Origin of the sequence: Mycetocola sp. CAN_C7 (genome assembly GCF_015752285.1) — a bacterium.
Classification (GTDB): Bacteria; Actinomycetota; Actinomycetes; order Actinomycetales; family Microbacteriaceae; genus Mycetocola_A.
In genome coordinates this window covers 56,313-82,915 of record NZ_JADOUY010000002.1, presented here as the reverse complement: position 1 = coordinate 82,915, position 26,603 = coordinate 56,313, and the positions used below count along the sequence as shown (strand labels likewise).

At 65.0% G+C, this 26,603-nt stretch carries 22 protein-coding genes; 8 read left to right on the top strand and 14 right to left on the bottom strand.

The window, feature by feature from the left end:
• Window positions 1-23: 23 nt before the first annotated feature.
• The 3 genes from IWX78_RS04040 to IWX78_RS04030 are packed head-to-tail and all read right to left on the bottom strand — an operon-like array spanning window position 24 to window position 3,169.
• Entirely contained in the window at window positions 24-908 is an 885-nt protein-coding gene (locus tag IWX78_RS04040) for a carbohydrate ABC transporter permease (protein WP_196832188.1), read from the bottom strand.
• Window positions 905-1,864 (bottom strand): carbohydrate ABC transporter permease, encoded by a 960-nt coding sequence (locus IWX78_RS04035; protein ID WP_196832187.1) that lies wholly within the window; start codon window positions 1,862-1,864, stop codon window positions 905-907. Before IWX78_RS04035 ends, IWX78_RS04040 begins: the two co-directional genes overlap by 4 nt.
• A gap of 30 nt (window positions 1,865-1,894) precedes the next feature.
• The gene (locus IWX78_RS04030; RefSeq protein ID WP_196832186.1) at window positions 1,895-3,169 is read right to left on the bottom strand and encodes a sugar ABC transporter substrate-binding protein; all 1,275 of its coding nucleotides are present in this window, start codon (window positions 3,167-3,169) and stop codon (window positions 1,895-1,897) included.
• Between the two features lie 238 nt (window positions 3,170-3,407).
• Between IWX78_RS04030 and IWX78_RS04025 the strand changes: the two genes are divergently transcribed.
• On the top strand, window positions 3,408-4,394 hold the full coding sequence (locus IWX78_RS04025; protein WP_334684552.1) for a LacI family DNA-binding transcriptional regulator: 987 nt from the start codon (window positions 3,408-3,410) through the stop codon (window positions 4,392-4,394).
• Here IWX78_RS04025 and IWX78_RS04020 read toward each other — a convergent pair.
• From IWX78_RS04020 to IWX78_RS04010, 3 genes are all read right to left on the bottom strand, one after another.
• A complete protein-coding gene (locus IWX78_RS04020; RefSeq protein WP_196832184.1) occupies window positions 4,391-5,407 on the bottom strand; it encodes a serine hydrolase domain-containing protein in 1,017 nt (338 codons plus the stop codon). The two genes, IWX78_RS04025 and IWX78_RS04020, sit on opposite strands and share 4 nt — an antisense overlap.
• A gap of 67 nt (window positions 5,408-5,474) precedes the next feature.
• On the bottom strand, window positions 5,475-6,419 hold the full coding sequence (locus tag IWX78_RS04015) for a pseudouridine synthase (protein ID WP_196832183.1): 945 nt from the start codon (window positions 6,417-6,419) through the stop codon (window positions 5,475-5,477).
• A 39-nt stretch (window positions 6,420-6,458) separates the two neighbouring features.
• Entirely contained in the window at window positions 6,459-7,949 is a 1,491-nt protein-coding gene (locus IWX78_RS04010; RefSeq protein ID WP_196832182.1) for an SdrD B-like domain-containing protein, read from the bottom strand.
• Between the two features lie 116 nt (window positions 7,950-8,065).
• On the opposite strand from IWX78_RS04010, the gene IWX78_RS04005 reads away from it, so the two are divergent.
• Complete coding sequence (locus IWX78_RS04005; protein ID WP_334684551.1) at window positions 8,066-9,508, top strand: serine hydrolase domain-containing protein; 1,443 nt, start codon at window positions 8,066-8,068, stop codon at window positions 9,506-9,508.
• Window positions 9,509-9,762: 254 nt separating this feature from the next.
• On the opposite strand, the gene IWX78_RS04000 is transcribed toward IWX78_RS04005, so the two are convergent.
• Together IWX78_RS04000 and IWX78_RS03995 are read right to left on the bottom strand one after the other, a co-directional pair.
• Window positions 9,763-12,735 (bottom strand): hypothetical protein, encoded by a 2,973-nt coding sequence (locus IWX78_RS04000; protein WP_196832180.1) that lies wholly within the window; start codon window positions 12,733-12,735, stop codon window positions 9,763-9,765.
• Between the two features lie 129 nt (window positions 12,736-12,864).
• Complete coding sequence (locus tag IWX78_RS03995; RefSeq protein WP_334684550.1) at window positions 12,865-13,284, bottom strand: DUF7144 family membrane protein; 420 nt, start codon at window positions 13,282-13,284, stop codon at window positions 12,865-12,867.
• Between the two features lie 302 nt (window positions 13,285-13,586).
• Between IWX78_RS03995 and IWX78_RS03990 the strand changes: the two genes are divergently transcribed.
• Both IWX78_RS03990 and IWX78_RS03985 read left to right on the top strand, forming a co-directional pair.
• Window positions 13,587-14,126 carry a flavodoxin domain-containing protein gene (locus tag IWX78_RS03990; protein ID WP_196832179.1) on the top strand — a complete coding sequence of 180 codons (540 nt, stop codon included), beginning with the start codon at window positions 13,587-13,589 and terminating at the stop codon, window positions 14,124-14,126.
• A gap of 123 nt (window positions 14,127-14,249) precedes the next feature.
• Complete coding sequence (locus tag IWX78_RS03985; protein WP_334684549.1) at window positions 14,250-15,749, top strand: ABC1 kinase family protein; 1,500 nt, start codon at window positions 14,250-14,252, stop codon at window positions 15,747-15,749.
• Here IWX78_RS03985 and IWX78_RS03980 read toward each other — a convergent pair.
• From IWX78_RS03980 to IWX78_RS03955, 6 genes are all read right to left on the bottom strand, one after another.
• Window positions 15,743-16,174: a pyridoxamine 5'-phosphate oxidase family protein gene (locus IWX78_RS03980; RefSeq protein ID WP_196832178.1), complete on the bottom strand. Its 432-nt coding sequence runs from the start codon at window positions 16,172-16,174 to the stop codon at window positions 15,743-15,745. The genes IWX78_RS03985 and IWX78_RS03980 overlap by 7 nt on opposite strands.
• Before the next feature lie 40 nt (window positions 16,175-16,214).
• Window positions 16,215-18,134 (bottom strand): heavy metal translocating P-type ATPase, encoded by a 1,920-nt coding sequence (locus IWX78_RS03975; RefSeq protein ID WP_196832177.1) that lies wholly within the window; start codon window positions 18,132-18,134, stop codon window positions 16,215-16,217.
• Window positions 18,124-18,990 carry a universal stress protein gene (locus IWX78_RS03970; protein WP_196832176.1) on the bottom strand — a complete coding sequence of 289 codons (867 nt, stop codon included), beginning with the start codon at window positions 18,988-18,990 and terminating at the stop codon, window positions 18,124-18,126. Before IWX78_RS03970 ends, IWX78_RS03975 begins: the two co-directional genes overlap by 11 nt.
• A gap of 83 nt (window positions 18,991-19,073) precedes the next feature.
• Complete coding sequence (locus tag IWX78_RS03965) at window positions 19,074-19,721, bottom strand: response regulator (RefSeq protein WP_196832175.1); 648 nt, start codon at window positions 19,719-19,721, stop codon at window positions 19,074-19,076.
• Window positions 19,714-21,405, bottom strand: coding sequence for a GAF domain-containing sensor histidine kinase (locus tag IWX78_RS03960; RefSeq protein WP_196832174.1), 1,692 nt, complete (start codon window positions 21,403-21,405; stop codon window positions 19,714-19,716). The genes IWX78_RS03965 and IWX78_RS03960 overlap by 8 nt, the downstream gene beginning before the upstream one ends.
• Before the next feature lie 114 nt (window positions 21,406-21,519).
• Entirely contained in the window at window positions 21,520-22,014 is a 495-nt protein-coding gene (locus IWX78_RS03955) for a pyridoxamine 5'-phosphate oxidase family protein (RefSeq protein ID WP_196832173.1), read from the bottom strand.
• 224 nt (window positions 22,015-22,238) lie between these two features.
• Here IWX78_RS03955 and IWX78_RS03950 point away from each other — a divergent pair, with 224 nt between their 5' ends.
• From IWX78_RS03950 to IWX78_RS03935, 4 genes are all read left to right on the top strand, one after another.
• Window positions 22,239-23,876, top strand: coding sequence for an alpha-amylase family glycosyl hydrolase (locus tag IWX78_RS03950; RefSeq protein WP_196832172.1), 1,638 nt, complete (start codon window positions 22,239-22,241; stop codon window positions 23,874-23,876).
• Window positions 23,877-23,933: 57 nt separating this feature from the next.
• Entirely contained in the window at window positions 23,934-24,761 is an 828-nt protein-coding gene (locus tag IWX78_RS03945; RefSeq protein WP_196832171.1) for a zinc-ribbon domain-containing protein, read from the top strand.
• A 144-nt stretch (window positions 24,762-24,905) separates the two neighbouring features.
• A complete protein-coding gene (locus IWX78_RS03940) occupies window positions 24,906-25,532 on the top strand; it encodes a Pr6Pr family membrane protein (RefSeq protein ID WP_196832170.1) in 627 nt (208 codons plus the stop codon).
• Between the two features lie 38 nt (window positions 25,533-25,570).
• Window positions 25,571-26,554, top strand: coding sequence for an arsenic resistance protein (locus IWX78_RS03935; RefSeq protein WP_196832169.1), 984 nt, complete (start codon window positions 25,571-25,573; stop codon window positions 26,552-26,554).
• Window positions 26,555-26,603 lie beyond the last annotated feature (49 nt).

The following is a 26,603-nucleotide window of genomic DNA, read 5'->3' as shown; positions in this document are numbered from 1 at the left end:
GGAGGATCGAGGACGATGTCGGTCTATTTCACAGCGCCGAGGGTGAGTCCCTCGCGCAGGAGCCGGTAGGTGAAGGTGAAGAGAATGAGGATGGGAATGGATGTGATCACTCCGAGCGCCATCAGGCCGGGCCAGTTGATTCCGAATGCCGACACCTGCTGGGCGAGAAGTGCGCTCAGCGGGTAGTTCCCCGGCGAGAGGAAGAAGTTGACGGCGTACAGGAACTCGCCCCACGAGAGAAGGAACACGAGGGTTCCTGTCGTGGCAACGCCGTTGCGCGCGATCGGGAGCATGATCGACCAGAACGTTCGCATCACGCTGGCGCCGTCGATGGACGCCGCCTCTTCCAGAGCCTCGGGCACCGCACGGAAGAACGGCCGGAGCAGGAGCGTCGCGAACGGGATGAGCAGAGCTGTGTCGGCGATGATCACACCGATGTTCTGATCGAGCAGTCCCCATGCCCCGAAGATCTGGTACAGCGGGATGACGTTGGCGGTCTGCGGAACCATCTGCAGAACGATGAGCAGGCCGAGTCCGATGGTGGTGATGCGGGAGTCCACCCGGGCGAGACCGTACCCGGCCGGGATGGCGACGAGGAGCGTCAGCGATGTGGTCCCCGCGGCGATCACGAGCGACTGCTGCATCGCGACGAAGAGACCGGAGTTCGACAGCACAGACGTGTAGGCGTCGAGCGTGGGGGTGAACAGGAATGACGACTGGGAGGAGATGACGTCTGCGGGGTCTTTCAGCGAGGTCAGGACGATGAAAAGGATCGGGACCGCATAGACGAGGAGGAGCACGACGCGCAGTGGGCCGGCCACGGGCTCGAAACGCTTTCGTCGCCGTCTGGCCTGGGGCGGGGTCGGCGTTGCCGAAGCAGCATCCGTTGCCGGAAGAACGATACTCATGAGTTGGCCTCCTCGGAACGAACGCTGCGGGCGTAGATCACTGCGAGGACGAGAACAAGGAGAACGGAGATGACGGCGGTCGCCGCTCCCATCCCGAAGTCGAACCGCACGAATGCCTGCAGATAGCTGAGGAACGGAAGCGTGTTCGTCGCCACACCCGGTCCTCCGTAGGTCATGACGAAAATGAAGTCGAATGATCGGAAGGCGTACACGATGGTGAGCACCGCGAGCACGAGTGTCGTCGGTTTGACCGCCGGAATGATCATGTGCCAGATCTCCTGCCAACGGCTCGCCCCATCGATACGCGCGGCCTCGAAGGTTTCACCGGGGATGCCGAGGATCGCCGCCCGGAAGACGAGGGCGTTGAACGGAATCACCGCCCAGGAGTTGACGATCGCGACCGAGAGGAGCGCGAACCGTTCGTCGTAGAGGAACGGAACGGCATCCGCCGAAAGGCCTGCCCCCATGATCAACGAGTTGATCAGGCCGGCGTCTCCGAGCAGGAACTTCCAGACACTGCCGTTGACGACCGGCGGAAGAGCCCAGATGAAGACCATGAGGCCGAGCACGAAAGCCGACAGCCAGGTACTCGTACTCAGCAGGATGGCGGCGGCGAGTCCGCCGATCAGCCCGATCACCGTCACGATGAGCACGAAGACCACGGTGTTGCCGAGCGCGGGGACGAGAGAGCCCTGGGTGGCGCTCCCCGTGAAATTGTCGAGCCCGATGAACTCCCACGGTGAATTGAGCGTGCGCGCGGAGACATCGCTGACGCTCATCCGGCCCAGCTGGGCGAGGGGGAAGAACGAGAAGATGAGAAGGAAGACCCCGGCCGGCAGGGCGAACGCGAGCTTTCCGCGCCTGGCGCTGTTTCGCCTGCGGGCAGACCGGGCACGCTGCCCGGCAGACGGGGCCTCTCGCCTGGTCGGCCGCTCGGCCGTCAGATCTGCTGACATGGGGTCTTCCTCCTCTCGGTGACGTCGGACCTACGGGGCGAGCAAGGGCTCGAGGTCGGCGATCAGCTTGGCCGCCGCCTCCTCAGGTGTCATCTGGCCACCGATCACGGCACTCCACACCTGGCCGACGACGAGCTGCTGGTCGGCGACTGACTCTGCAGGAACGGCAGGCGCCGGGTAGTTGGCACCGTTGGCGGCGAGGGACTCGGCGAAGGCGGCGAGGATCGGGTCGTCAGTGATCTCGGGTGCGCTCGCAGCGTCACCACGACTCGGGATGCTTCCGACGTTCTCGAGGGCGATCGCCTGGCCTTCTTCACTGAAGTAGGTCTCCTCGAGATACTTCCAGGCGAGTTCGGGGTTCTTACTGAACGCACCGATGCCCTGTCCTTCACCACCGAGGTAGACCTGTCCGTCGTCGCCCACCGGTAGCGGGACGACTCCATACTCGAACGACGCGTCGCTTCGGGCCGTGCCCGACTGCCAGTTGCCGTTCTCGGCGAAGGCGACGTCTCCCGCTGCCCAGGTCTGGAACGGAACCGTCTGATCCCAGGTCACGGCCTCACGGGTGAGTGCCCCGGATTCGGTCCATGACTGGATGGTCGAGAACGCTTCCACGAGCGGGGCGGCCTGAGGGTCGTCATACGTGAATCCGAAACTCGACAGCCATGGATAGGCCTGCCATTCGCCCTGCGACTGCGGGAGCCCGGACAGTGTGATGCCACCCTTTCCTGCCGCCGTCACTGCATCGAGCGCCGTGTTGAGTTCGTCCATGGTGGTTGGCGGCTCGACCCCGACCTCGTCGAGGATGTCCTGGTTGTACCAGAGGCCGAGCAGGTTGACGTAACCCTGCGCCGCATAGACGTCGCCGTCGAGTGAATGCACCACCGATTCCGGGAATTCACCCTTGTCGCCGAACCCGTCCCACTGCTCGGTGATCGGTGCAAGCGCACCCCCGAGAGCCAGGGTCGAGGCATCCGCTCCATTGAAAACGACCACGTCAGGTCCAGTTTTCGAGCCGACGGCGGAGATGAGTTTCGAGTTGAGTTGGTCGTAGGGGACGAATACGTTGTCGACGGTGACGCCGTCGTTGTCGGACTCGAAGAGGTCTTTATAATCGGTCATCACCTTGACCTGGTTCTCGTCGCTGAAATAGTGCCAGACGGTGATGGTGTCGCTGTCGCCTGCTGCTCCGCCCGAAGACGAGGGTGTGCAACCGGTGAGCGCAAGCGCTGCGGCCGCCGCTATCGCCACTCCGGTGAACGGGAGGGTGCGACGCCGGCCGGTGCGCGGGAATTCCACTGCCATGTGATTTCCTTCTCTGTAATCGTCGTTGATCGAGGTGCAACTGGAACCTTTACGAAAAGTACCGAAAAGGTTTTCGGCGAATCTAGCATCCCGCGATTCAGGACGCAAGGCGTGTAGTGTCGAGTCAACCGAAACCGACTCATCATCGAGCCAGACCACCAGGCATCTGCAGCGTTCCCCGCGGCGGTGTCCGGACACGACTACCGGGGGCAGTGTGCCGATCGCCGAAAGACCCGCAGTGCGCGCAACTCTGCGCGACGTTGCCCGCCTGGCGGGGGTGTCCGTCGCCACTGCATCGAAAGCACTCAACGGTCGCGACCAGGTGCACCCGGACACCCGCGCTCGTGTGCTCGCCGCCGCGGAGAAGATCTCATTCACGCCGAACGCGCTGGCCCGGGGCCTTCTCGCCGGGCAGACCGGCACGGTCGGCCTGATCACCGGCGACCTCGACGGCCGTTTCTCTCTCCCGATCCTGATGGGCGCGGAGGATGCCTTCGGTAAAGGCAAGATGTCGGTATTCCTCTGCGACGCCCGCGGTGACGCCATCCGTGAGCAGTATCACCTCGATGCCCTCCTGGGCCGCCGTGTCGACGGCTTGATCGTCGTCGGGTCCCGCACCGACCCCCGCCCGTCGCTCGGGCGTAATCTGCCCGTGCCCGTCGTCTATGCCTACGGCCCGTCGTCCGACGAGGCGGACCTCTCGCTTGTTCCTGACAATGTGCAGGGCGGGGCGGACTCCGCGGAGTTCCTGCTCGCTCGCGGACGGCGGAGGATCGCGCACATCACCGGTGAGGCCGACTATGCGGCCGCGCAGGACCGGGTCACCGGAATCGAGAGGACTCTCGCGAGTCACGGTGAGTCGCTCGTCGGTGGTTCCCGGTTCGGCTCCTGGACCGAGCAGTGGGGACGCAACGCCACCGCACGACTGATCGACCAGCATCCTGACCTCGACGGAATCCTGTGCGGAAATGACCAGATCGCGCGCGGAGCACTCGACACCCTCCGCGAAGCGGGATGGGATGTTCCCTCCCGCATCTCAGTGATGGGCTACGACAACTGGGAGGTCTTCACCACAGGAGCACGACCACACCTGACGAGCGTAGACATGAACCTCGAGGCGCTGGGAGCGCTTGCAGCCCATCGGTTGTTCGACGCAATCAACGGTCAGGCCGGCTCAGGAATCGAATCGCTGCCGTGCCGGATCGTTCCGCGCGAGACCACCTAGCGCGTGCCGCTCCCCCGCTTCTTACTCCCGGTGAGCCCCTGAAGCAGCCGGAAGGCGTGCCCGTCAACAGGGCGGGAGTTGCCTGAGACCATGACGACGCCGGTTCCCGTGCGTCGGTCGAGCGCGAGGCAGCTGCGGAAACCGCCGGTGCCACCGTTGTGCCAGGTGATCTGCGTGCCCCTGAGGTCGAGGGTAAGCCAGGCAGCGCCGATCCGTGTTCCGCCCGAGAATTCCTTGACCGGATCGAGGGCATCCATGCCGAGTGCTTCCCCATCGAGCAACGCCCGCACGAGTCCGGCAAGGTCACCGATCGATGACCGGATGCCGCCAGCCGGCGCGATCGCCTCACCGGTCCACGGCCGCATGATGCGGCCGCGTCGACTGCGGCCGAAGACCGCCGTCTGTCGAAGTTCGCTGGGTCGGGACGGCGCATAGACCGAGGAAAGACCACAAGGCTCGACGAGACGCTCCGCGAGAAGCTGCTGGTAATCGAGGCCGGCGGCCGTGGCGACGGCATGACCGAGCAGTTCGAAACCCAGGTTCGAATACCGGGGACGCGGTGCCGCCAGAGTCGCCTTCCTGGCCTGAGCAAGCAACTCGTCGAGGCTCTCGCCGTAGGGATTGATTCCCTTTCGCCAGAGGTCCACCGAGCGCCGAAGGACCTGCGTGTCCGGTGCAAGCCGAGGAAGACCGGACGAGTGTGTGCTGAGTGCGTCGAGAGAAACAGAACCGGCCGGGCTGTCACCGAGCGGCAGAATTTCGCCGAGCGTCGTGTCTCCACTCACCTCGCCGCGCACACGCGCGTCGGCGTAGAGCAATCCGGTGATTCCCTTCGAGATCGAACCGATCTCGAGATCCGCATCGGTCGGCACCCCGAGCACAGCCACTCGGGTTCCTTCAGGTGACACCGTCGCCGCGGCCGCGACAGCGCCCCTGCCACCGAACCGGCGAGTGAGCAGAGCGCCAAGTTCAGGGTCGGTGGTCGAGGATTTCGGGGTCGATTGCGCTGCCATTGCGCCAGTCTGCCTGTTGCTGGTCCGCCTCCGCATCCGTCTACAGGCTGATCCGGTGCACAATTCGTTAGCTGTGGGGATCGAGCCCTGTCTCAGCCCGCAACGGAAGCCGACGCACACTCTCGAACCGCCTCGCACGGCCATCGATGGGATCGGTGAAGGCAAGGTCGCTGGCGAGAAGCTGCAGCGGGAGCGCGAAGTCGTCGACCTCGACGCCAGAGACGTTCGGGTACAGCGGGTCTCCGACGATCGGGATTCCCAGGCCGAACATGTGCATGCGCAGTTGATGGGTACGGCCGGTTCTCGGTGTCAGCCGATACACGGCATGGTCGCTCCCGACGGTGCTTTCGATGTCGATGAGTGACTCGGAATTCGGGGGGCGGCCCGGCACGACCTCAGCCTGCATGCGGCCACGCTGCTTGGCCAGGTGGTTGCGCACGGTGACGGGAAGGTCGAGGTCAGCGCGGACCGGCGCGAGGGCGCGATAGACCTTCGTCACCTCACCGCGCTGGAACATGGTCTGGTACGGCGCCCGCCATCGCTTCTCGGTTGCGAGAATCAGGAGGCCGGATGTCACCCGATCGAGTCGGTGCAGTGGCGACAGCTCCGGGAGCCCCAGCTCGGCCCGGAGACGCACGACGACGCTCTGCCGGACATGCCTGCCACGAGGGATGGTCGAGAGAAACGCCGGCTTGTCGATGACCACGACCCGGTCGTCACGATGGACGACGTGAATCTCTCCGGGAACGGATGCCTCCTCGCGCAGGTCGCGATGAAACCAGACGAAGGTGTGCGGGCGGTACGGGTCGTCACCGACGACCGGGTCCCCCGATTCGTAGACGAAGCGGCCGGCAGCCAGGAAAGCACCGACATCGAGGAACTCGGAAACCCGCTCGGTGAGCCAGGCCCCCATCGACGGCCACGGGTCCGGCCGGGTGCGATCGAGATCAGGAGTCCGCATCCATGCCGGATCGAGCCCGTGTCGTTGGGGCAGTGGAGAACGCGGGGGCACGCTCCGATGGTATCCGGCTCGCTGTCGAAGCTCGGCGGGTCAGCGCGCTCGTCGGCGCATCGCCGCGAACACGACCATCGCGGTCCCTGCCGAGAGAGGCAGCAGGGCGCTCCAGAGACCGGGGGCGACTTCGGCTCCCGTCTCGGGCAGTTCCACAGGACCTGCGCCTCGACCGGGGTCCGGGCCGGCTGCAGGGTCGGTGACGGGGTCGGGCAACGGCGGAGCGGGCGGGTCCACCGGGTCTGGGATCACGGCATCCGTCGTCAGGGTGAACGGCGCAACCGTCGAATCAGCGCAGCCGATGACGAACGACTGCTCGGCCGGAGCCACCGAGGTTCCCGCCGGAGCAGACACCCGCGCGATATAGGACCCGTTTTCGAGGTCCTCGAAGGAATAGGCCCCATCGGCGTCACTCACGGCCGAACTGATCACGCCCGGGTCGTTCTCGGCGGTCAGCGCCACCGCGATGCCGCTGGCATCGGCTGTGTCACTCGTCACCGTTCCTGCGGCTCTGTAGCGAGCGTCGACGGTCAGCGCGTTGTCGGTCGAATCTGCGTCGCTCACGTCGACGTCCACAGAATTCGCTATCGCCCCTGCAGGCAGGGATGCGGGATCGACGCGGAGGCTGTAGTCGGCCCGGGCAGCGACTGGCGGCAGGCTGAATTCGCCGTCGACGGCCGTCGTCGATGTAATAACCGCGCCGGACGGGGCGATCAGTTGCACGTCAGAGGTGTCGGTCTCGAGGCACGTCGACCCGATGGTCCCTGCGACGGTTCTGCTGTTGGTGGCGAACCAGGTCTGGTAGCTCGGGAACCCCTGTTTCCAGGACGAGGTCACCGTCAACGACGACAGCGGAACGCGGGGGCTGAACCAGATTGCTTCTCCTGTGGTGTCGCAGCGGGAACTCGTGACCGGACATTGGGGATCGCTGGCGGTAACGGCGCTCGCCGAGCTGCTCACTTCGGGAACGGCGTATGGAGCAGCAAGACCCGAACAGGTACTCGCCCGTGGCGATGCGTCGCAATAGTTGAATGCCTCCTGCGCGCCCAGGTCGGCGGCAGACACGGGGTTCCCTGTCGCGTCGGTTCCTGAGACAGACAGAGACTCGGCGTCGATGTCCCCGAACGCGACTCCCCACACCCCGACCGGGGTCGGTTCCGCGAACTCGTAGACGGTCGTGGAAGCGGATGCCGGTGCCGCGTTGTCTGCTGCGGGGCGCAGGTTGATGTACGGCTTTCCCTGGCTCGATCCGAAGGTATCGCCGAACGATGTCCCGGCCGGAATCCACGCGGAGGCGCCGCTCTGGATGGGGGACGCTCCGACGACGCGCGAGGTCGACGTGAAGGAGACATCCGGGAAACCGGGCGGGACCGAGACAATTCCGGCGTATCCCGCAGCCGATGACGTCGCCTGCCAGGTCGCGTACCCATCAGACGGGGCAGCTACCGCCGGGATCGCTCCCCCGACCACCACACCGACGCTCGTTGCGATCACGATGAGAGCCAGCGCGCTCGCGCGAAGTGTCGGCATGTGTTGCACGCTATCAGTCACCGATGAATCGAAAAAGGGTTCGCTCATCAGCGCGGGTCGCTCGATCGTGGCCGGCTCTGACATCGACGGCGGCACCGCGAACTAGCATGGAGAGCATGCACCGCTCACTGCCGAGAAGCACACCGTCCGCCCACGTCATCGACGCCCGTGGAATCTCCGCATTCATCACCGCGCTCGAGGATGCGCAGGACGTCGAGCCGCACAGTCTCATGCTGCTCCGTGACGGCCACGTGCTCGCCGAAGGCTGGTGGGCACCGTATAGCTCCGACCGGGTGCACCTGCTGTACTCGTTGAGCAAGAGCTTCACGTCGACGGCAGCAGGACTTGCCGTCGATGAGGGCCTGATGAGCCTCGACGACAGCGTCATCAGTCACTTCCCCGAACTCGACGCCGAAATCACGGACACCCGCACACGCTCGATCAGGATTCGTCACCTCCTCGCCATGGCGAGCGGGCACCGGACCGAGACGCTCGACCGAGCGCTCGACATCGACGCGGAGCACCTCGTGCGCGGCTTTCTCCTGCTCCCCCCTGACGAAACGCCTGGCACCGTCTTCGCCTACAACCAGCCGTGCACCTACACTCTCGCCCGCATCGTCGAACGGGTCACCGGTCAGTCGCTCACCGACTACCTGAGGCCGCGGCTCCTCGACCCGCTCGGCATCGACGATGTGGGTTGGATTCGCGACGGTTCCGGTTACGAACTGGGGTTCAGCGGGCTGCACGCGCAGACCGAAGCCATCGCTGTGCTCGGCCAGTTGTACCTGCAGGGCGGGGAATGGGGCGGAAGACAACTCGTGTCATCCGCGTGGGTGGATGAGGCGACACGATCACAGGTCTCGAACGGGACGAATACGGCATCCGACTGGGAGCAGGGTTACGGGTTCCAGTTCTGGATGGCCAGGCACGGATACCGCGGTGACGGTGCATATGGCCAGTTCTGCGTGATCCTGCCTGAGCACGGCGTCGTGCTGGCACTGACCGGACAAAGCATCGACATGCAGCGGGTTCTCGACCTGGCCTGGGAGCACCTGCTGCCCGCGATCGGGCGGCCTGCCGATTCGAACACCGGAGGACACCAGGCGGTCGACGAAGCGGATGCCGCTCTGGCCGCCAGACTGGCATCCCTCGCCCTCTCCCCCCTCGACGGCGATCCCGACAATCGGAACAGGGCCACCGGGTCGTTCGAGCCCGGCCCGGACAACCGGGTGCGCAGCGTGACCCGTGTGGATGCCGCGGCCGACGACGGATCGTGGACGGTGACGCTCGTGGAGGGCGCGAACCGGATCGACGTCACCCCGGGCTTCGGCGAGTGGGTGACGAGCGACGCGACCTCGGCGAGCGCCGGTTGGAACTCGGATGGCAGCCGGCTGTCGATCGACGTCATCTTCATCGAGACACCGCACCGCCTGCACCTCACTGTCGATGTGGGTGCGTCGACCTTCGCTGCGCGCTGGGAGACCGACCCGCTCCATGGGCCACCCCTCGCTGCGCTGCGCAAACCGGTCGCTCCTGCCGACGTCTTGTCGCCGAGCTGAGCCGAACTGAGCTGAGCTGAGCTGAGCTGAGCTGAGCTGAACTGAACCGAACTGAACTGAGCGCCAACCGGCCGGCATCCAGAGTCGGATCATGCTGCAATTTCAGGAGATTGTGGTCGACACGCCGTGTGGACGACCTCCTGAACGGCGTGTCGCACACGATCTCCTGAATTTGGAGTCATCTCCTGAATTTGGAGTCACCTCCTGAATTTGGAGTCACCTCCTGAATTTGGAGTCACCTCCTGAATTTGGAGTCAACGCCGCCGGATCACCCGGAGCCTTAGGGCGATCTCGCGCCGCCACGACCCGCCGGGCACGCTGGTCTTGAGCATGGCGATCAACTCGTCCCGAGCCTCACGGTACTGGCGCGTCGAGAGGTAGTCGCTGTGCCTGGCGACCGCCCAGAGGTACGACCTCGGCGATCGCTCGGTCGCCCCCCGGTCGATCGGGTTCTCGTTACCGGTGGCCGTCTCGTTGCTCCAGAACCCCATCACCGGAAAACCGAGGTAGTCGGTCCGCCGCCAAAGGCTCCTCCATCGTGGGGCAACGGGATGCTTCGGGTCGCTGAAATCGCCTCCGAGAATCTGGACGACGGACTTCGGGTCGTTGGGTTTCTGGAGCGCGGCGTCCGGGTGTTTGGTGTCGTCGATCACCTGGTGCTTCCAGGCATCGGCTCCGAACAGCGACGGCCCCCTCGTCCCACGGATCCCCAGAACGCGCGGCCCGAACACCTCGGGAAAGAACCGGCTGAAGTAGGGGCGCAGTTGCACGCCGTGGGTGAGCAGAGCCACCCGGTCGACGAGGGGACTCCCCGATGCCGTCTTTTCACCCGCGAGTTCCATGATCGAGCCGACGGCGATCGTCGCACCCATCGAGTGCGCAGACAGAATCACCCGGCCGTTGTCGCCCTCGGCATCCATCCACTCGCGCACCCGCTTGCTCACCTCGGAAACCGCACGCTCGCCGTAACAGGGCGGAGCGAACGGATGCCCGGCCCGCGGGAAGTAACAGATGACGTCCCACACCAGGCCGAGCGGGCGTTCGGTGGAGGTGACCGCGTTCGTCACGACCCACGCGACGGCAGCGACCCCGAGAAGGCCGAGCACCCAGGCGGAGACCACGTTCAGCGGACCCCAGAAATTGGCAGCGGACTCCTGAAGCGACTCGCCGAAGTACGGGATGGCGAGCGGCACGAGAGCGACGGCGGTGAGGATGGCAAGGAGCAGCAGAAGCGGCTCCCCCCTGTGCAGGAGACCGGCGACCTGGCGGGCGTCCGCGACCGCGCGCAGTCGGGCATTGGTACTCGACTCGGCCGACGGATAGTCCTTCGCCCGTACCACCTGCGGTTTCGTGGGATCCGGCTTCGCGCTGTGTTCCGGACGGGCTTCACTGCGGTGTGCAGTGAGCCGGGAGACACCGCCGAGTCTCTCGTCCGGGTCGACGACCGCCCCATCCGCGAAGACGGGAATGCGCGGGCCAGGAAGGCTCAGCGCTGGCGACTTCCTGAGCGCCGAGAGCACCCCGGCCCCGGTTATCAGAATCGCGACGATCAGCAGGATGAGGAGCAGGCCGGCGAATCGCTGGTGGAACTCCGGCGGAGCGATCACGGCAGCACCCGTGCCGCCTGCCGTTTCACCCGCCACCCCCTGCTGCTCGATCACCCTCCAGCCGTCCTTGACATCGGGCGCGTCGGTGTCTGCGGTCAGCCAGCTGTATGCGCCGAGCACGAGGACGCTCGTGATCATCAGCGATGACAGCAGCGCCAGCAGGAGCGTGACGGTCGCACCGTTCCCCCTCCAGCCCGATACCCGTCGTGCCGCCCTGACCTGTGGATCACGAAAACCGATCACGCCGAGGCTGATGGCGAGAAGAACGAAGCCGAGCGCGGACCACGACAGCACGACGCGCAAGCCGCCATCCGCTCCGTCTCTCGGCAACACGAGCGAGACGATACCGCTCGCGAGCGCCAGAGGCAGCAACACCCACATTCCGATGTGCCGCCAACGGTATCCCCACGCGAGGCTGGCCACCGCGATGAGAGCCGCCCCTGCGGCGATCAGTGTTGGCGCGACAATCAGACCGCGCAGTTCGCTGTCGAGCGACTGCAGGGATAATTCGCGATTGACGAGCGACCAGACGACCCAGAGTGCGTATCCCGCGATCGCGATCGCAAGCAACGCCGCCGACCAGGTGCCCTTCGACGCCAGCGACCAGACTGCATCCGTCAACCGCGCGGCGGCCGTCAGGGCGAAGACAGCGCCGAGCAGGAGAATGCCGATGAGGAGGACGCCGAGGGCCACGGCAACTCCCGAGTCGACCCCGTCGAGGACGATGGACGTCACCACCCCGATGAGGTCGGAACTCGGGTAGGCGTCGCTCACGGCGTCTGCGGCGAGCAAGATCATCGTCAAGGCGATTGCGCCGGCGAAGTGGGCTCGTGCGGTGGTGTTGGCGACACGGACCCGCCGCCAGAAGCCGTCGGAGGAGAGCAGCGCCGGGCGTGGCGGATCGGTGTCTGGCCGGGCTTCCTCGACCGGCTCACGCCTTCGTGCCGCTCGCTTCGGAACAGGATCGAACGATCGGTCGAGCTGGAACGTATTGCGGGTTCTGAGACCGATCGCGTAGATGAGCAGAATGACGAGGATCGGGACGATACTGAACAGCGCCGCCCGTGCGGTGGGGTTCCAGCTTGAAACGGCGTCGAGCCCGGCAGGCAGCGCCGCGCACGCGACCCGCCCCCGTGACGCGTCGGTCTGGAAGCACTGCAGCCCGATGAGGTGCACGAAAACGGTAAGCAGACCCACCGTGTAGAACAGCGTCTGAAGCAGGGCGAAGATGCGCACGGGGATAGCCCCGGCGCCGCCGGCCCACCAGGTGGCGTCCTCATCGGCGCCTTTGATGTCGCGCCGCGCCCAGTAAGCGAGGTTGCAGAGGCCGAACGGGAGGACCAGAAGCCAGCCGACGTGCACGAACGCTCGGCCGACGACGGCGAGCGCTTTGCCACCCGATCGCGCCTGACTCCCCCACGAGTATGCTTCGGTGACGATTTCCGCCCCGCCGCTTTTCGATGTCGCCGCGCCGGAGTCCTTGGCTTTGATCCGCCAGAAGGAGCCCTCATCGTCTCCCTGGTTGCGCTCGACGAACTCCTGGGTGGTGCAGAGCATGTCGGTTGGCGGCGAGTTGGCGATGCCGTGTATCCGCAGCTCGAGCACTCGCATGGTGGCCATGTCTTCGCCTCTCGTGAGCGATACACGACCGAGCCTTGGGCATGAGCAATACTCAGGTAAGCCCCCACTTCGAGGGCCAGCCACAGGCGACGGGCGAAAGCGAGCCTCTGGCAGTCGCCTGACCTGCGTCTAGCGGCCCTGTCGGATCTCGTCGCCGCGAACGACCAGGGCGTAGATGATGGTCATGTCGATGGCGATGATGATGATCGCCCACCACGGCTGTACAGGAACGAGCATCATCTGGACCAGGGAACTCACGATGACCAGAACGAGCGCCGTCGTTCGTGCCCAGGCCGCCTCACCGAAAAGACCGAACGCGGTCGCAATCAGCACAACGCCGAGCACGACGGTGAACCAGCCCCAGCCGGGGACGTCGAACAGGAGCAGACCTCCTTGTGCCCCGGTGTAATAGGCGTTGGGGCCGAGGATGGCTGCGAGTCCCTGAATGACGCTGAAGAGCCCGTTGACGAGCAGGATCACGGCGGCGAACCGAACCCATCCCGCCCACGTTCCTGACTCGGCTACCTGCGGCGAATGTGCTGTACTCATGGCGCGTGGCCTCTTTCCCGATGATGAAACCTGCGCTTCGCGGTCTCGCGCAGCCTTCTGCCGCTCTCGTCGCGAAACCGAAATGTCGGTTCCGCTCCACTCACGGTCAGTGTGACACAGTCACTTCGCGGTGGCTATGACAATTTCCGGTCGGGTCGAGACCGCGATGTGCGTCGTGAAGGTCACCATCGGGGTAGGGACGAAAGGCCCTACTGCGACCGGCGCGACCACCACACGATAGGAGGTGTCGCCTGCCGCGACCGTTGGGCACGAGGTCGGTAGGGATCGCGAGAGGAATCGTCATGAAAGCATTGGTGATCTACGAGTCCATGTTCGGCAGCACCCATGAGCTGGCGGATGCGATTGCCGACGGGCTCAGGGACTCATGCGAGGTCGATGTGATTCGAGCCGATGAGGTGCAACAGGTCGAGGTTGACACAGCAGACCTGCTCGTCGTCGGTGGCCCGACGCACGCTCACTCCCTCAGCACCGAGGCGTCCAGGCGCGAAGCAGCACGGATGTCCACGGACCCGGGAGGCGGCCTTCATCTGGAGGACCCCTCCATGACAGAGGGGCTTCGGGGCTGGCTCGACGACGTCACAACGCTTCCGACTCAGATCGCAGCCTTCGACACCCGGTCGGACATGCCGCGGCTGCTCACCGGTGCCGCATCCAAACGAATAGAGCGGGAGTTGCGCCACAAGGGCGCTGTCGCGGTCGTGCCGGCCGAGAGCTTCCTCGTCGAAAAATACGCCGGTCTGAAAGCCGGCGAACTCGAACGCGGTCGAGCGTGGGGACGCACCGTGGCCGAGAAGATGCTGGCGACGGCAGCGAGCGAATGAGACGAGCATCCGGACGCTACCAGGGGGCGTCACGGTGTCGGCTTTCTCGCGGCATCCATCGGGATCCGTCCAGGTCTTCCCGCACGCCACACCTCACCCGGTCCCGAAACGTTCCCGCACTCGGTGCCCGAGCGTTTGCGCCTGGTTCTGGAGGAACTCGGGCCGACCTTCGTCAAGCTGGGGCAACTCCTGTCCACCCGGCCTGATCTGCTACCTCCCGACTACATCACCGAGCTGTCGAAACTGCAGGATGCCGCGCCTCCTGTGCCGATCGACGCGATCACCGAAGCCATCCAATCGGAGTTCGGCCTCGGGCCTGCAGGGGTTTTTGCCGAATTCGATGAGAAACCGGTGGCATCCGCTTCTATCGGTCAGGCGCACGGTGCGCTGCTTGCAGACGGGACATCAGTCATCGTCAAGGTACGCCGACCGGATGCCGTACAGAAAGTCCACGAGGACCTCGAGATTCTGCAGAACCTCGCCGACCGTGCCGATCGATACTGGGAACGGGCGCGAACCTATAACATCCACGGGCTGGTACAGGAGTTTTCCCAGACCCTCAGGGCTGAACTCGACTATTTGCAGGAGGGTCGGAACGCGGAACGGTTCGCCGAGAATTTCGCGGGCAGGACCGAGGTGTCGATTCCCCGGATCTTCTGGGAGACGACGACGTCTCGAATCCTGACCCTGGAGCGTGTCTCCGGCATCCGGATCACCGATGTGAACGCACTCGACTCCGCCGGGATCGACCGCGCAGAGCTGGCCAGGACCGGCGCGCTCCTCATGCTGCGGATGATCTTCGAAGACGGATTCTTCCACGCCGATCCACATCCTGGGAATCTCTTCGTGCAGCAGGACGGGTCCATCACACTGATCGACTTCGGCATGGTCGGAGACATCGACGCCGAGTTGCAGAACAGATTCATCGACTTTCTGATCGCCTTCACCCGTCGGCAGCCTGACGGTCTCGCCGACGCTCTCCTCGACCTCTCGGTCACGGCAGGAACGGGAGACCGGGACCGCCTTCGCGAGCGGTTGGTCTCGTTCGTCGGCGATTACAGCGGCAAGGCCCTGAGCGAGATCGGCTTTGCTCATCTCGCGGCCCAGCTGTTCGGAATCGTCAGGGAACAGCACCTGCAGTTGCCCCGTGAAGTAGCTCTGATCTTCAAGGTTCTGATCATGATCGAGGGAATCGGAGTCCAGTTGGACCCCGATTTCGACCTGCTGGGAGTACTGACGCCGTACGCACGTCGCCTGCTGAAGAAAAGGCTCTCTCCCGCCGCGATGTCGGAGCGACTACTTCGGGCATCCGCAGACACCGGTGCGCTGATGATGGAGATGCCGGCCCGGCTTCGTCGCATCCTCGAGCAGGTCGACCGATCAGGTATCGAGGTACATCTCAGGGCCGCCGAGCTCGAGCCGCTCGTGGCACGCACGGAGCGGATCGGCAATCGTGTCGTCGCCGGTCTGATAGCCGCAGCATTGATCAGCGGAGTCGGAGACCTGGTCGCACGCGAAAAGAGATGGCGATCATGGGAAGGCGCCCTCCTCAGCGGAGGCGTCACGGTGATCAGCACGCTGACCGGCTATTTGCTGTGGACGTCGAAGCGCCGACGTCAGTAGGGGTCCGGCTCCGGTTCCGGCCCGAGGTCGAAGTGCCTGCCGTTGACTTCCGTGGGAGTCACCCGAACAAAAATCGGTTTGACTGTCGGCACCCATGATCTCAGCGGTAGAACTTCTGCTGCATAGATATCGTCCTGTTTCTCGATCACGGCAGCTGTCCCCTTCACCACGACGCTCCACGCCTCGTTCGGCCCGTAAGCGTCGGTCTCGAGTGCGACCGATGAGTTGATCGTCACCTCGAGCAGTTTGCTTCCCGGTGCCGTCCGGAAGACGATCGAGTCATCGTCGGCGTAGTAGTTGATGGGAAAGATATCGGGATGGCCCGCCACGCTCACCGCGAGCCTTCCCATGGTGCGCTTGCGCAGGAACTCCCACGCTTCATCTTTCGTCAGCACAGTGATCGGACCATCGTCGCTCGACATCATCACATCTCCCTTACTGACCGATCAGGCAGCCTGCTACCGGTCAGATCATCGTGACTTCACCAACTGCCTTCTCCCCTGATGATGCCAAGTCGCCGGTTGATGTCGAAGGGCCAAACGTCCCGCGCCGGGCGCGGAGAGCGTACAGGATCGTGAGAACGTCGACTGCTTCCTGAAGGACGGCACCGACGAGCGCGGGCAGGAATCCCAGACTTGCGATCACCATGAGCACGATGCTGATGCCAATGCCGAGCAGGATCGCCTGCACGGCGATCCTCGTCGTCTCACGCCCGATCTGAACGGCGTATGCGATCCGCATGATGTCGTCGAGAAGAATGACGACGTCGGCGGACTCGCTCGCCGCGGTCGAACCCTTCGCTCCCATGGCGATCCCGATGTCTGCAGCCGCGAGAACCGGGGCGTCATTGACACCGTCCCCGACCATCATCACCGGCCGGAGACCGATAGCGGCGACCACCCGGACCTTGTCCTGCGGCAGGCATTCGGCATGAACCTCGTCGATCCCCAACTCGGCGGCGATGTGCTCGGCGGTGGCGCGCTGGTCGCCGGTCAGCATGACGGTCCGCCGAACGCCGAGTGCCGACAATGCCAGGAGGGTAGCTGCAGCGTTCTCCCTGACCCTGTCGGCAAACTCGATGCTGCCCGCGTACTGGCCGTCGACGGCGATGTAGATCGCCATGTGTCCCCCGGGCAGTTGAGGTGCGGTAAATGGCTGGACCTGTGAGGTGATGAACGCCTTCTTCCCGACCGCGACGTTGTGCCGTCCGACGAGTCCGCTGAGCCCGGCAGCCGTCTCTTCACGGACGTCTGCTGCCGGAGACAGCGCCAGTCCACGTTCGGCAGCGGATCGCACCAGCGAATTCGCGAGGACGTGTCCTGAATACTGTTCGATGCTGGCAGCCAGCATCGTGAGTCTCTCCGCGGATATCCACGGCGCCGGCTGTACGGACGCCACGGTCGGCGATCCGTGTGTCAGGGTGCCGGTCTTGTCGAATGCCACGGAACGGACGCGAGCAAGCCGCTCCAGGGTCGCACCGCCCTTCATGAGAATCCCGGCCCGCGCCGCGCGACCGATCCCGGCAACGAAAGCCACGGGCGCCGCAAGCAGAAGCGGGCACGGCGTCGCGACGACAAGAACTTCGGCGAACCGCCTGGGATCGCCGCTCGCGAGCGCCGCGACCCCGGCAATTCCCAGCGTCAGTGCGGTGAACGGAAGGGCGTAGCGGTCGGCGAGGCGCACGAGCGGAGGTCGGCTTTCTGCCGCCTCGCGAACGAGGTCCACGATCTGCTGGTACTGGCTGGTCGCGGCTGTGGCCGTGCTCAGGAGCCGGATCGCGTTCACTCCGTTGACGGATCCGCTGAGCATCGGATCGCCCCGGTGATGTTCGACGGGCATGCTCTCACCGGTGAGTTGGGACTCGTCGGTCGTTGCAACATCCGAGTCCAGCAGACCATCGACAGGAACGACCTCCCCGGGTTGCACCAGCAACCGGTCGCCGACGACGATCTCACCGACCGGAACGTCTCTCGGCGCCCCATCGCTGCTGATGCGGTGAGCGACTGTAGGTGCCCGCGCGAGGAGGGCGCTGAGCTCGGCTCTGGCCCGACCATTCGCGTATTCCTCCAGCGCTTTGCCGCCCGAGAGCATCAACACGATGACCAACCCTGCCCAGTACTCACCGACGACCACCGTGCTGACCATGGCGATGATCGCCAGCAGGTCGAGCCCGAACTGCCCGCGGAGGAGGCTGCGGACCATGCTGAACGACTGGACGGCACAGACGACGAGAACGTACCCACTGACGAGCCACTGCCCCGGCTGCCGGAAACCCAGCACCGTCACCGCCAGCGCACACAAGCCGACAGCAATCGACAGAGAGACGAGTACAGACGAACGGTTCTTGCCTACCGGACGCCGCACAACACCGCGGTCACGACGCATGTTCTGTTTCGCGCACGATCACCATCGTGACCTCGACCCGGCGCGCCATCGAATGACTGACCGGTCCCAGCATGAGTCGGGGCGCCACCTTCAGTCCGTGATTGCCGAGAACGAGCAATCGGCTGTGCGCCGCCGCGGCATTCAAAGCGGCCATCGCCGGCTGTCGAACCAGACTCTTCGCGATGGTCAGGGTCGGGAACTGGCGCTGGATCCGGCCGACTACAGTGTCCAGGATGCCCCGATGGACTTCCTCCAATGCGTGCAGGGTGTCGTCATCGATGAGGCTGCCCGCCCACATCGGAGGGACCTGCCAGGCGTGGACGGCGGTGAGCATTTCTCCCTGGCGGACAGCCTCCGCAGCCGCGTACTGCGCCGCGATCAGGGAGACGGCCGAACCATCCACCCCAGCGACGATCCCGGATCGGCCGGCGTCCGACGATGCGGGACTATCAGGGACCAGGGCGACTGGCCCGTACGATGTCGCTGCCAGCCGAGCTCCGATCGACCACGCAGTGCTGACATCCGACTCGTGCGACGAATGCGTGCCCACGACGACAAGGGTGTTCTCGTCAGACAGCGATCGAAGTTCCTCGACCGGGTCGCCAAAAAGAAGGCGGCTTCCGATCGTGAGTCGCGGGTGTTGGGACTGCGCCGCCCGTCGTGCCTGCTCCAACGCGCCTTCGGCCGCCTCCATGACCGTCTCTCGGGCCGTGCGCCCGACCGTGACGTCCTGTTCCGTGACGACGGAGGCGATCAGCACGCTATCACTGCGAGCTTCGGCACGCCTCAACGCCCACTCGAGCGCCCGATGTGCTGGGGACGATCCGTCCCAGCCCACCACAGTTTCCTCCGACATGTGCTCTCCTCGGCCGGCTCACGAATACGGCCTGCTCTGACTACGCTGCTGGAACGGGGCGCGACCAGACAGAGTCGAAGGTCCTACTCGCCCTCACGGGAGCGGTACTCGAACTGCACGGCGACCGCCTGCGTCCTCCGTTGGATGCCGAGTTTGGCGAGAAGGCTCGAGACATAGTTCTTCACCGTTTTCTCGGCCAGCGCCAGAGTCTCCCCGATCTGCCGATTGGTCATGCCCTCAGCGATCAGCTCGAGAATTTCGCGTTCGCGAGGATTGAGGGTGTCGATGGGCGACGAGCTGGGTCTGGCAGAGATGCGGGTGACGGCCATGCGGGAGATCGCCGGGTCCAGCAGTTGACGGCCGGCTGCGACAGCTCTCACCGCATCGATCAGTGCACTCGATCGCATGTCTTTCAGCACATATCCGGATGCACCGGCCAGAACCGCCGCATACACCGCCTCGTCATCGTCGTGCGCGGTCAGAATGATGCACCGAACATCGGGATTCTGTGAGCGCACATCACGGCACAGGTCGATGCCATCACCATCCGGGAGCCGCATGTCGAGCAGTGCGATGTCAGGAGCTGTTGCTGCAATGCGCGGTCGTGCGTGTGCGACTGATCCGGCCTCACCTACGATCTCGATGTCCGGTTCATTATCGAGAAGCGCGGCTACTCCTCGCCGCACGATTTCATGATCGTCGACCACGAAGACACGGATTGCCTTAGTCATCGTGCTGATCTCCGATCGGTACCGTCCAGCGGAAGCTGGCGACACCATCCGTCGTCTCGAAAGTTGCGTCGCCTCCGCGGCCGGCGGCCCGCTCCTGCAGGTTGCTGAGCCCACTTCTTCGGGCGCTCATGGGTTGCGCCCCATCGTTCTCGACGCCGATCTCCACCATGGAGTTCCGAATGGCGACGACGAGTGACACTTTGGTCGCAGAGGCGTGTTTGGCGACATTGGTGAGCGATTCCCGGACGACGGCCAGCACGTCCTCGGCCAGCTCTCCGACGATCACGAGATCGACGGGCCCGTCGAACGAGACCCATGGTCTGGGTACGAACGACGATCCGAGTTCACCCACGAGGTCGATGATGCGGTGACGAATAGTGGTCCGGCCATCGCGCGACTTCGACGTCAGGGCGAAGATGGCCGTGCGGATCTGGCCGATGCTCTCATCGACATGATCGATCACCTGGTCGAGCCGTTGTGTCGTTTCACCCGGCGGCAGTGCCCCTGCGATGCTCTGCAATTCCAGACCCGTCGCGAACAGTTGCTGGATGACATGATCGTGAAGGTCGCGGGCGATGCGTCCGCGTTCTTCCATGAGGGCGATGCGCTGACGGTCGGAACGCGCCGCCGCCAGCTCGATCGCGATACCGACCCGGCCAGCAAGGTCACCGACCATTTCGAGGTCTTCCGGCGCAAACGGTGCGCCTCCGGGTTGTCGGGAAACAGCGAGCACGCCAGTGACCTTGCCTGCGGTGGACAGAGGGACAGCCATCGTCGGCCCCAGCCCCGGCGCCTGTGATCCCGTCGGCACCTGGTCTTCCGCCCTCAGCATGGGTTTGCCTGTCTGGAACACCCGCCCGGACACCGACCCTCTCATCGGAACCGTGCGCCCGGCCAGCGTGTCATGATCTCGGCCCGTCGATCGTGCGATCATCATCGACTCCGGGTCGTTTGAGGGCAGCAATACACGAACCACGTCGGCGTGTGACACGTCGAGTACACGATCGACCACGAGTCCGAGCGGATCGAGAGCGGACCCAGCCACGGCGACCGTCAGTTCGCCCGAAGCAGCAAGCCAGGCCTGACGGCGCTTCGCGTTTTCGAACAACCGGGCGTTGTCGATCGCGTATCCGGCGGCGCTGGCCAGTGCCGTCACCAGTTCCTCGTCATCATTGCTGAACTCGCCGGATGCCGCATTCGTCAAGTAGAGGTTGCCGAAGACGCGGTCTCCCACCCGGATCGGCACGCCGAGAAAACTGTCCATCTCCGGATGTTGCGCGGGAAATCCAGACGACCGATCGTCACTGGCGAGATGAGGGAGGCGAATCGCCTGTGGATCGAGGATCAGCGCCCCGAGAAGTCCGTGACCCTCCGGAAGGTGCCCGATGCGCGTGACGAGGTCGACGTCCATCCCGACATGGATGAATTGTTCGAGTGTGCCGTCTGGTGCGATGACGCCGAGCGCTCCGTACCGGGCCTCGACGAGTTCGATCGCCGTCTCCACGATTCTCCGGAGCACGACTGAGAGGTCGAGCTGGCTGCTGATCAGTTGGTTCGCCCGCAGAAGCGCCCGCAACCGCCCCTGCGTTGCGAGCAGGCCGGAGGCCCGAGCGACATGATCCTCGAGCGTCGCGTCGAGGTCGGCGCCAGGGCCCTCCGGAGATGTCGGGGAGCTTTCGCCCATTCTCGACACCTCCTCGTCGGTTCACCTCAGCTGAAGGCTGGCCGTGCACTGACGACGGGCGTACGTATCCGTTTCAGATATCGCCGGCCGGGTCGTCAGTGTTCGTTCCGCCCATCATGACAGGTCATCGGCGAGTTCGACCGGCTCCGACATGGGCCGTCTGGCTGCTCGAAAGCGGATGCCAGTGACAACGCGAGGGACGACCTCGAAGTAATTCCACTTGTCAGAGGTCGTCAGCGAATGAAGATCCGCCACACCGGAGGCGTCGATCTCCGCGTCGACGTTCAGGCGACGTGCGTCACCGCGGACCACCACACTCCACCGCTTGCGATCGTCGATGCCATCGACTTCGAGAGCCACCCCCGGGGTTCTGGTCAGACTCACGATCTTCGTTCCTGGCCCGCTGCGGAAAAAGAGAGACCTGCCCTTCGCAAGAAAATTGATCGGAAAGATGTCGGCACCGTGATCGTCGGCCACGGCCAGACGAGCGAAGTCCGTCGATCCGAGAAGCCGCCAGCACTCCTCCTGATCAAGCGACTCCACGTCTGCTGGTGCCGGGGCCGGATACTCATTCAGCGCGTACGGGTTGTCTGTGTGAGGGGTTGTCATGATCCCATTTTCCCGTGCGAATGGATGGACGGACAGGACGAAAGACCCTCGCGAGCACGAGGCTCCTTTTCCGATGCCGGCCGCCGGCCGGTTCTCTCCTGTTGGGTAACGTTTGCGTTGTCGTCGACGGGCTATCTAGTCTTTCGGGGGCGCAACACGACAGGGATTACCCACCGCGTCGCGCAGTCCGAGACACCCACACCCACGGTCCAGAGAGGCGCGACATGATCACCACCCGCGATGGCGCCGACCGGGCAGAAGTCGACTGGTGGCGCTCCGCCGTGATCTACGAGGTCTATCCCCGCTCGTTCGCCGACTCCACCGGAAACGGCGTCGGTGACCTGCGCGGGCTGCTCGAACGCCTGCCATACATCGCCTCCCTTGGGGTGCAGGGCATCTGGATCACTCCGTTCCAGCGTTCTCCGCAGGTCGATCAGGGCTACGACATCAGCGACTATTGCGACGTCGACCCGTTGTTCGGAACACTGGCAGACTTCGATGCCGTACTCGCCGCTGCTCATACATTCGGCCTGCGCGTGCTCGTCGACATCGTGCCCAACCATGCGTCGATCCAACATCCGCTGTTCGTCCGAGCGGTCGCGGCCGGACCGGGGTCGCCCGAGCGCGATATGTTCCATTTCGCCGACGGCGTCGGTGACGCCGCCCCCAACAATTGGGTCAGCGTGTTCGGCGGACCGGCGTGGAACCGGGTCGCCCCGGACTCGCCCGACGACCATCAGTGGTACCTGCATTTGTTCAGCCCAGCCCAGCCTGACTGGAACTGGCGCAACCCGGCGGTGGTCGACTACTTCGACGGCGTGCTGCGTTTCTGGTTCGATCGCGGGGCCGACGGCATCCGCATCGATGTCGCACACGGGCTGTTCAAGGCCGGGGGAATGTCGGACGCCGCGAACGTTCCGACGGTCATCGACGGCCTGCGTTCCAACCCGCTCGTGACCGATCAGGAGCCGGTGCACGACGTGTATCGGCGTTGGCGACTGCTGGCAGACGAGTACGAGCCCGCACGCCTGCTCGTCGGCGAGGTGAACCTCGAACCCGAGCGTGCGGCCCGTAACACCCGATCGGACGAGTTGCACCAGGCCTTCGCGTTCGCCTTCGCCCGTCTCGGGTGGGACGGCCCCGACTGGGCCGCTGTCGGCACACAGCTCGAACTCGCACGGCGCGAACACGGCTCTGCGCCGAGCTGGGCGTTGGAGAACCATGACCTCGTGCGCACGGTCACGCGCTTCGGCGGCGGTGCGCGGGGCAGCAAGCGCGCCCGTGCCGCAATGGTCGCCTTGCTCGGACTCCCCGGATCTGTCTACCTGTACCAGGGCCAGGAACTCGGACTCCCGGAAGCGAGAATCGAGGAGCACGAACGGGCCGACCCGATGTGGGTCCACAGCGGGATGGGTCGGGACGGTGCACGGGTCCCGCTGCCCTGGACCAGCGGCTCGGACGAGGTGTACGGCTTTTCGACGGGAGCGGATGTGACTCCCTGGCTGCCGACACCTCCTGGGTGGGGCGCCTGGTCGGTCGAGAACCAGGAGAGCGACCCGCAGTCGACCCTGCATCTGCTGAGGAACGCGGTCAGTGCCAGAGGCGCCTTACTCGCACGTGGACGAGTGCCGGCCGATGAGTCGGTCACCTGGCGCCACGAGATCAATGGCCTCGTCGTCTGCGACCGCGCGAGCGGCCTGAGCGTTGCGATCGCGATGGGCGATCAACCCGTGCCGCTGCCGGCCGGCGCGATGCTTTTTGCTTCGGACGCGGTGACGGATGCCACATTGCACCCTGACACGGCGGTGTGGCTCTGGCGCGAAGCGGATGGGGCGCCCATCTCGGCGGATCGGCCCTCGTGACTTCTCGGATGTCTGGGGATGTCTGGGGATGTCTGCGGCCGGTGTTATCGTTCCGGCATGCCGGAGAGGATCGAGGACTGGTGGGCGCGCCGCCAGTTCTCCCGAGGTGCCGAGGTGCCGTACGCGATCGGTACCTACCGTGAGTCGTGGGCACCGTACCCGGCGCTGATCAGGCAATACTACCCCGACCGGAACTCCGGAATCATGCTGACGCAGATTCCGCCGGCCGCCGATGTGCTGCTGCTCTGGACCTGCGACACCGGCCACACTTTCGCTGCCACCCCGATCGAGCAACGGTCGCGTCCCGGTCGCGAACGGCGACGGTCAGCCTGGTGCCCTGATTGCGCCGGGCTCGCGAAGCCGCAACGGATTCGCCCGGCAGAGCCGGAACCCGCACCGCGCCCGTCGAAGCCTCGTCGCGCCCTCTGCCCGAAGACGCCCCCGCTGCCGGCGGGCGAACCATTTCTCAGTGAGTGTGCGCCGCGACCGGCATCCGCTGTCGAAGCGCAGTTGCGCGCCGACCTGTTTGCCCGCGTCGCTGTCACGCCGGGGTTGAACGCGGTGCGGGTCCCGCGCCCGTTCTTCGATCACGTCGAGGTCTGGCCTGATCTGCTCCTTCCTGAACTGCGGATCGCCGTCGAGTACGACAGCATCGGACGGCACGGTCTCGAGCACGTCGGCAAGCGCGAAGCGACCGATCGCCGCAAGGACCGGGCACTCCGGGCAGCCGGCTGGGAGGTCGTGCGCATTCGTACCGGAAAGCTCGAGAAACTCGGGCAGCACGACCTGCAGCTGTCGTCGATGGGCCCGCACGGTCTCGACCGATTGATCGACGCGTTCCGCGACATCCGTGGTCCGCTGTTCGTCGATGCGTACCTGAGTTGAGCGTGCTCGCACCCGCAACACCTCAGTGCTCCGCGTCGTACTGCGGCCTTCGTACCCCGACGAGCCGACCTGCCGCCGTCGGCATCATCGACACCGCATTAAGCTGTCTCCCACTACACGACTTGTGCTCAGCGGAGGTGCGACATGCGGTTCGTCGTTGCCGCCGTCCGGGTGGCGGTTCTCGCCGTCACGGTGTGGGCGCTGCTCGCTCGCACAAGCTGTTTCTACATCTATGGCACGTGCGTTGCGATCAACGTTCTGAGTTACTTCACCATCCAGAGCCACGTCATCATGGTGATCGCGTTGGCACTCTCGGTGTTCGTCGGCGTGAGCGGTGCACGTGAGCCTCGGTGGCTGACGATACTGCGGCTGCTCGCCACGACCTACGTGGTGGTCTCAGGAGGCGTCTTCGCGCTACTGGTGCTTGATGAGTCGTTGTCGCCGTTCCTTTTTCAGGCGCCGCTCTCGTCGAAACTGCTGCATTTCGTTCTCCCGTTCTATGCGATCGGTGACTTCATTCTGCTCACACGTCGACGCCTGCCGTGGAAGACGACGTGGCTGGCGCTCGGCTTCCCCGTCGCCTGGGCCGCGTACACGCTGGTGCGCGGAACGTCAGCGAACTGGTATCCGTACTTCTTTCTCGACCCGGATGCCGCCGGCGGGTACGGCATGATCAGCTTCTACGCGCTGGGGCTTTCCGGTGTGATCCTCCTCCTCACGAGCGCGCTGGTCGCAGGCACGCGCTTTCGCCCGCCAGACGACGGCGCCTAGCGATGAGAAGCTACCCGGCGAATCCCTATGCTGGACGGATGCGGCGGGTGACCAGATGGTGGGACACACATCAGATCGCGCTGTACATCGCCGCGATCCTCACGGGCGGGCTCGTCGGATCGACACTGCCAGCGATCGCGCCGATCCTTGAAGGGGCCACCACTCCCTTGCTCGCTCTGCTCCTGTTCGCCACGTTTCTCGGCGTGCCGATGATCGAGCTGCAGCGGTCATTCCGCGACGGTCGGTTCCTCGGCACTGTGCTCGTCGTCAACTTCGTCGTCGTACCGGTCGTCGTGTTCGGACTGTCGCGATTCGTCACGGACGACCGCGGGCTTCTGGTCGGCGTGCTGCTCGTCCTCCTGACCCCGTGCGTGGACTACGTGATCGTCTTCACCGGGCTGGCGGGCGGCTCTCGTGCCCGCCTGCTCGCAGCGACACCGTTGCTGATGGGCCTGCAGATCGTGCTGCTCCCGCTCTACCTTGCGCTGTTCGCCGGCATCGACACGGTGCAGTACATCGAGCTCGGCCCGTTCGTCATGGCGTTCGTGATCCTCATCGTGATCCCGCTCGGCGTTGCGGCGATCGTTCAGGCACTCGCGCGCCGCCGGCAGCTCGGGCGCAACATCGAAACCGGGATGGCTGGCGCAATGGTGCCGCTGATGATGCTCACCCTCGCCGTGGTCATCGGGTCGCAGGTCGCCGCCGTGGGCAGCGAGGCCCTCACCCTCCTGCGCCTCGTTCCGCTCTACGTCGTGTTTCTTCTCGTGATGCTGGTCGTCGGACTGTTCGCGGGGCGTTCAGCAGGGCTGGCGGTTCCTGAAACCCGCGCCGTGGTGTTCAGTGGGGCGACCCGCAACTCTCTGGTTGTTCTGCCCCTCGCGCTGGCACTCCCGGATGCCTTCGCTCTCGCTCCCCTCGCGGTTGTCACACAGACCCTGGTGGAGCTGGTCGGCATGGTGGTCTTCGTGCGACTCGTCCCCGCTCTCGTCCGGGGTGGCGGCATCCGCTCCCCGGACGCATGAGTACCGGCGATCAACCGCCGACGTCGTGTCGCACGTGACCGCGTGTTGT

What these genes read in the sequence shown, in the direction of transcription:
- IWX78_RS04030 (WP_196832186.1), bottom strand. Translation starts at nt 3,169, where the DNA reads ATGGCAGTGGAATTCCCGCGCACCGGCCGGCGTCGCACCCTCCCGTTC.
- IWX78_RS03965 (WP_196832175.1), bottom strand. Translation starts at nt 19,721, where the DNA reads ATGACTAAGGCAATCCGTGTCTTCGTGGTCGACGATCATGAAATCGTG.
- IWX78_RS03950 (WP_196832172.1), top strand. Translation starts at nt 22,239, where the DNA reads ATGATCACCACCCGCGATGGCGCCGACCGGGCAGAAGTCGACTGGTGG.
- IWX78_RS03945 (WP_196832171.1), top strand. Translation starts at nt 23,934, where the DNA reads ATGCCGGAGAGGATCGAGGACTGGTGGGCGCGCCGCCAGTTCTCCCGA.
- IWX78_RS03960 (WP_196832174.1), bottom strand. Translation starts at nt 21,405, where the DNA reads ATGGGCGAAAGCTCCCCGACATCTCCGGAGGGCCCTGGCGCCGACCTC.
- IWX78_RS04010 (WP_196832182.1), bottom strand. Translation starts at nt 7,949, where the DNA reads ATGCCGACACTTCGCGCGAGCGCGCTGGCTCTCATCGTGATCGCAACG.
- IWX78_RS03995 (WP_334684550.1), bottom strand. Translation starts at nt 13,284, where the DNA reads ATGAGTACAGCACATTCGCCGCAGGTAGCCGAGTCAGGAACGTGGGCG.
- IWX78_RS04000 (WP_196832180.1), bottom strand. Translation starts at nt 12,735, where the DNA reads ATGGCCACCATGCGAGTGCTCGAGCTGCGGATACACGGCATCGCCAAC.
- IWX78_RS03975 (WP_196832177.1), bottom strand. Translation starts at nt 18,134, where the DNA reads ATGCGTCGTGACCGCGGTGTTGTGCGGCGTCCGGTAGGCAAGAACCGT.
- IWX78_RS03990 (WP_196832179.1), top strand. Translation starts at nt 13,587, where the DNA reads ATGAAAGCATTGGTGATCTACGAGTCCATGTTCGGCAGCACCCATGAG.
- IWX78_RS03935 (WP_196832169.1), top strand. Translation starts at nt 25,571, where the DNA reads ATGCGGCGGGTGACCAGATGGTGGGACACACATCAGATCGCGCTGTAC.
- IWX78_RS03970 (WP_196832176.1), bottom strand. Translation starts at nt 18,990, where the DNA reads ATGTCGGAGGAAACTGTGGTGGGCTGGGACGGATCGTCCCCAGCACAT.
- IWX78_RS03940 (WP_196832170.1), top strand. Translation starts at nt 24,906, where the DNA reads ATGCGGTTCGTCGTTGCCGCCGTCCGGGTGGCGGTTCTCGCCGTCACG.
- IWX78_RS03980 (WP_196832178.1), bottom strand. Translation starts at nt 16,174, where the DNA reads ATGATGTCGAGCGACGATGGTCCGATCACTGTGCTGACGAAAGATGAA.
- IWX78_RS04005 (WP_334684551.1), top strand. Translation starts at nt 8,066, where the DNA reads ATGCACCGCTCACTGCCGAGAAGCACACCGTCCGCCCACGTCATCGAC.
- IWX78_RS04040 (WP_196832188.1), bottom strand. Translation starts at nt 908, where the DNA reads ATGAGTATCGTTCTTCCGGCAACGGATGCTGCTTCGGCAACGCCGACC.
- IWX78_RS03955 (WP_196832173.1), bottom strand. Translation starts at nt 22,014, where the DNA reads ATGACAACCCCTCACACAGACAACCCGTACGCGCTGAATGAGTATCCG.
- IWX78_RS04020 (WP_196832184.1), bottom strand. Translation starts at nt 5,407, where the DNA reads ATGGCAGCGCAATCGACCCCGAAATCCTCGACCACCGACCCTGAACTT.
- IWX78_RS04035 (WP_196832187.1), bottom strand. Translation starts at nt 1,864, where the DNA reads ATGTCAGCAGATCTGACGGCCGAGCGGCCGACCAGGCGAGAGGCCCCG.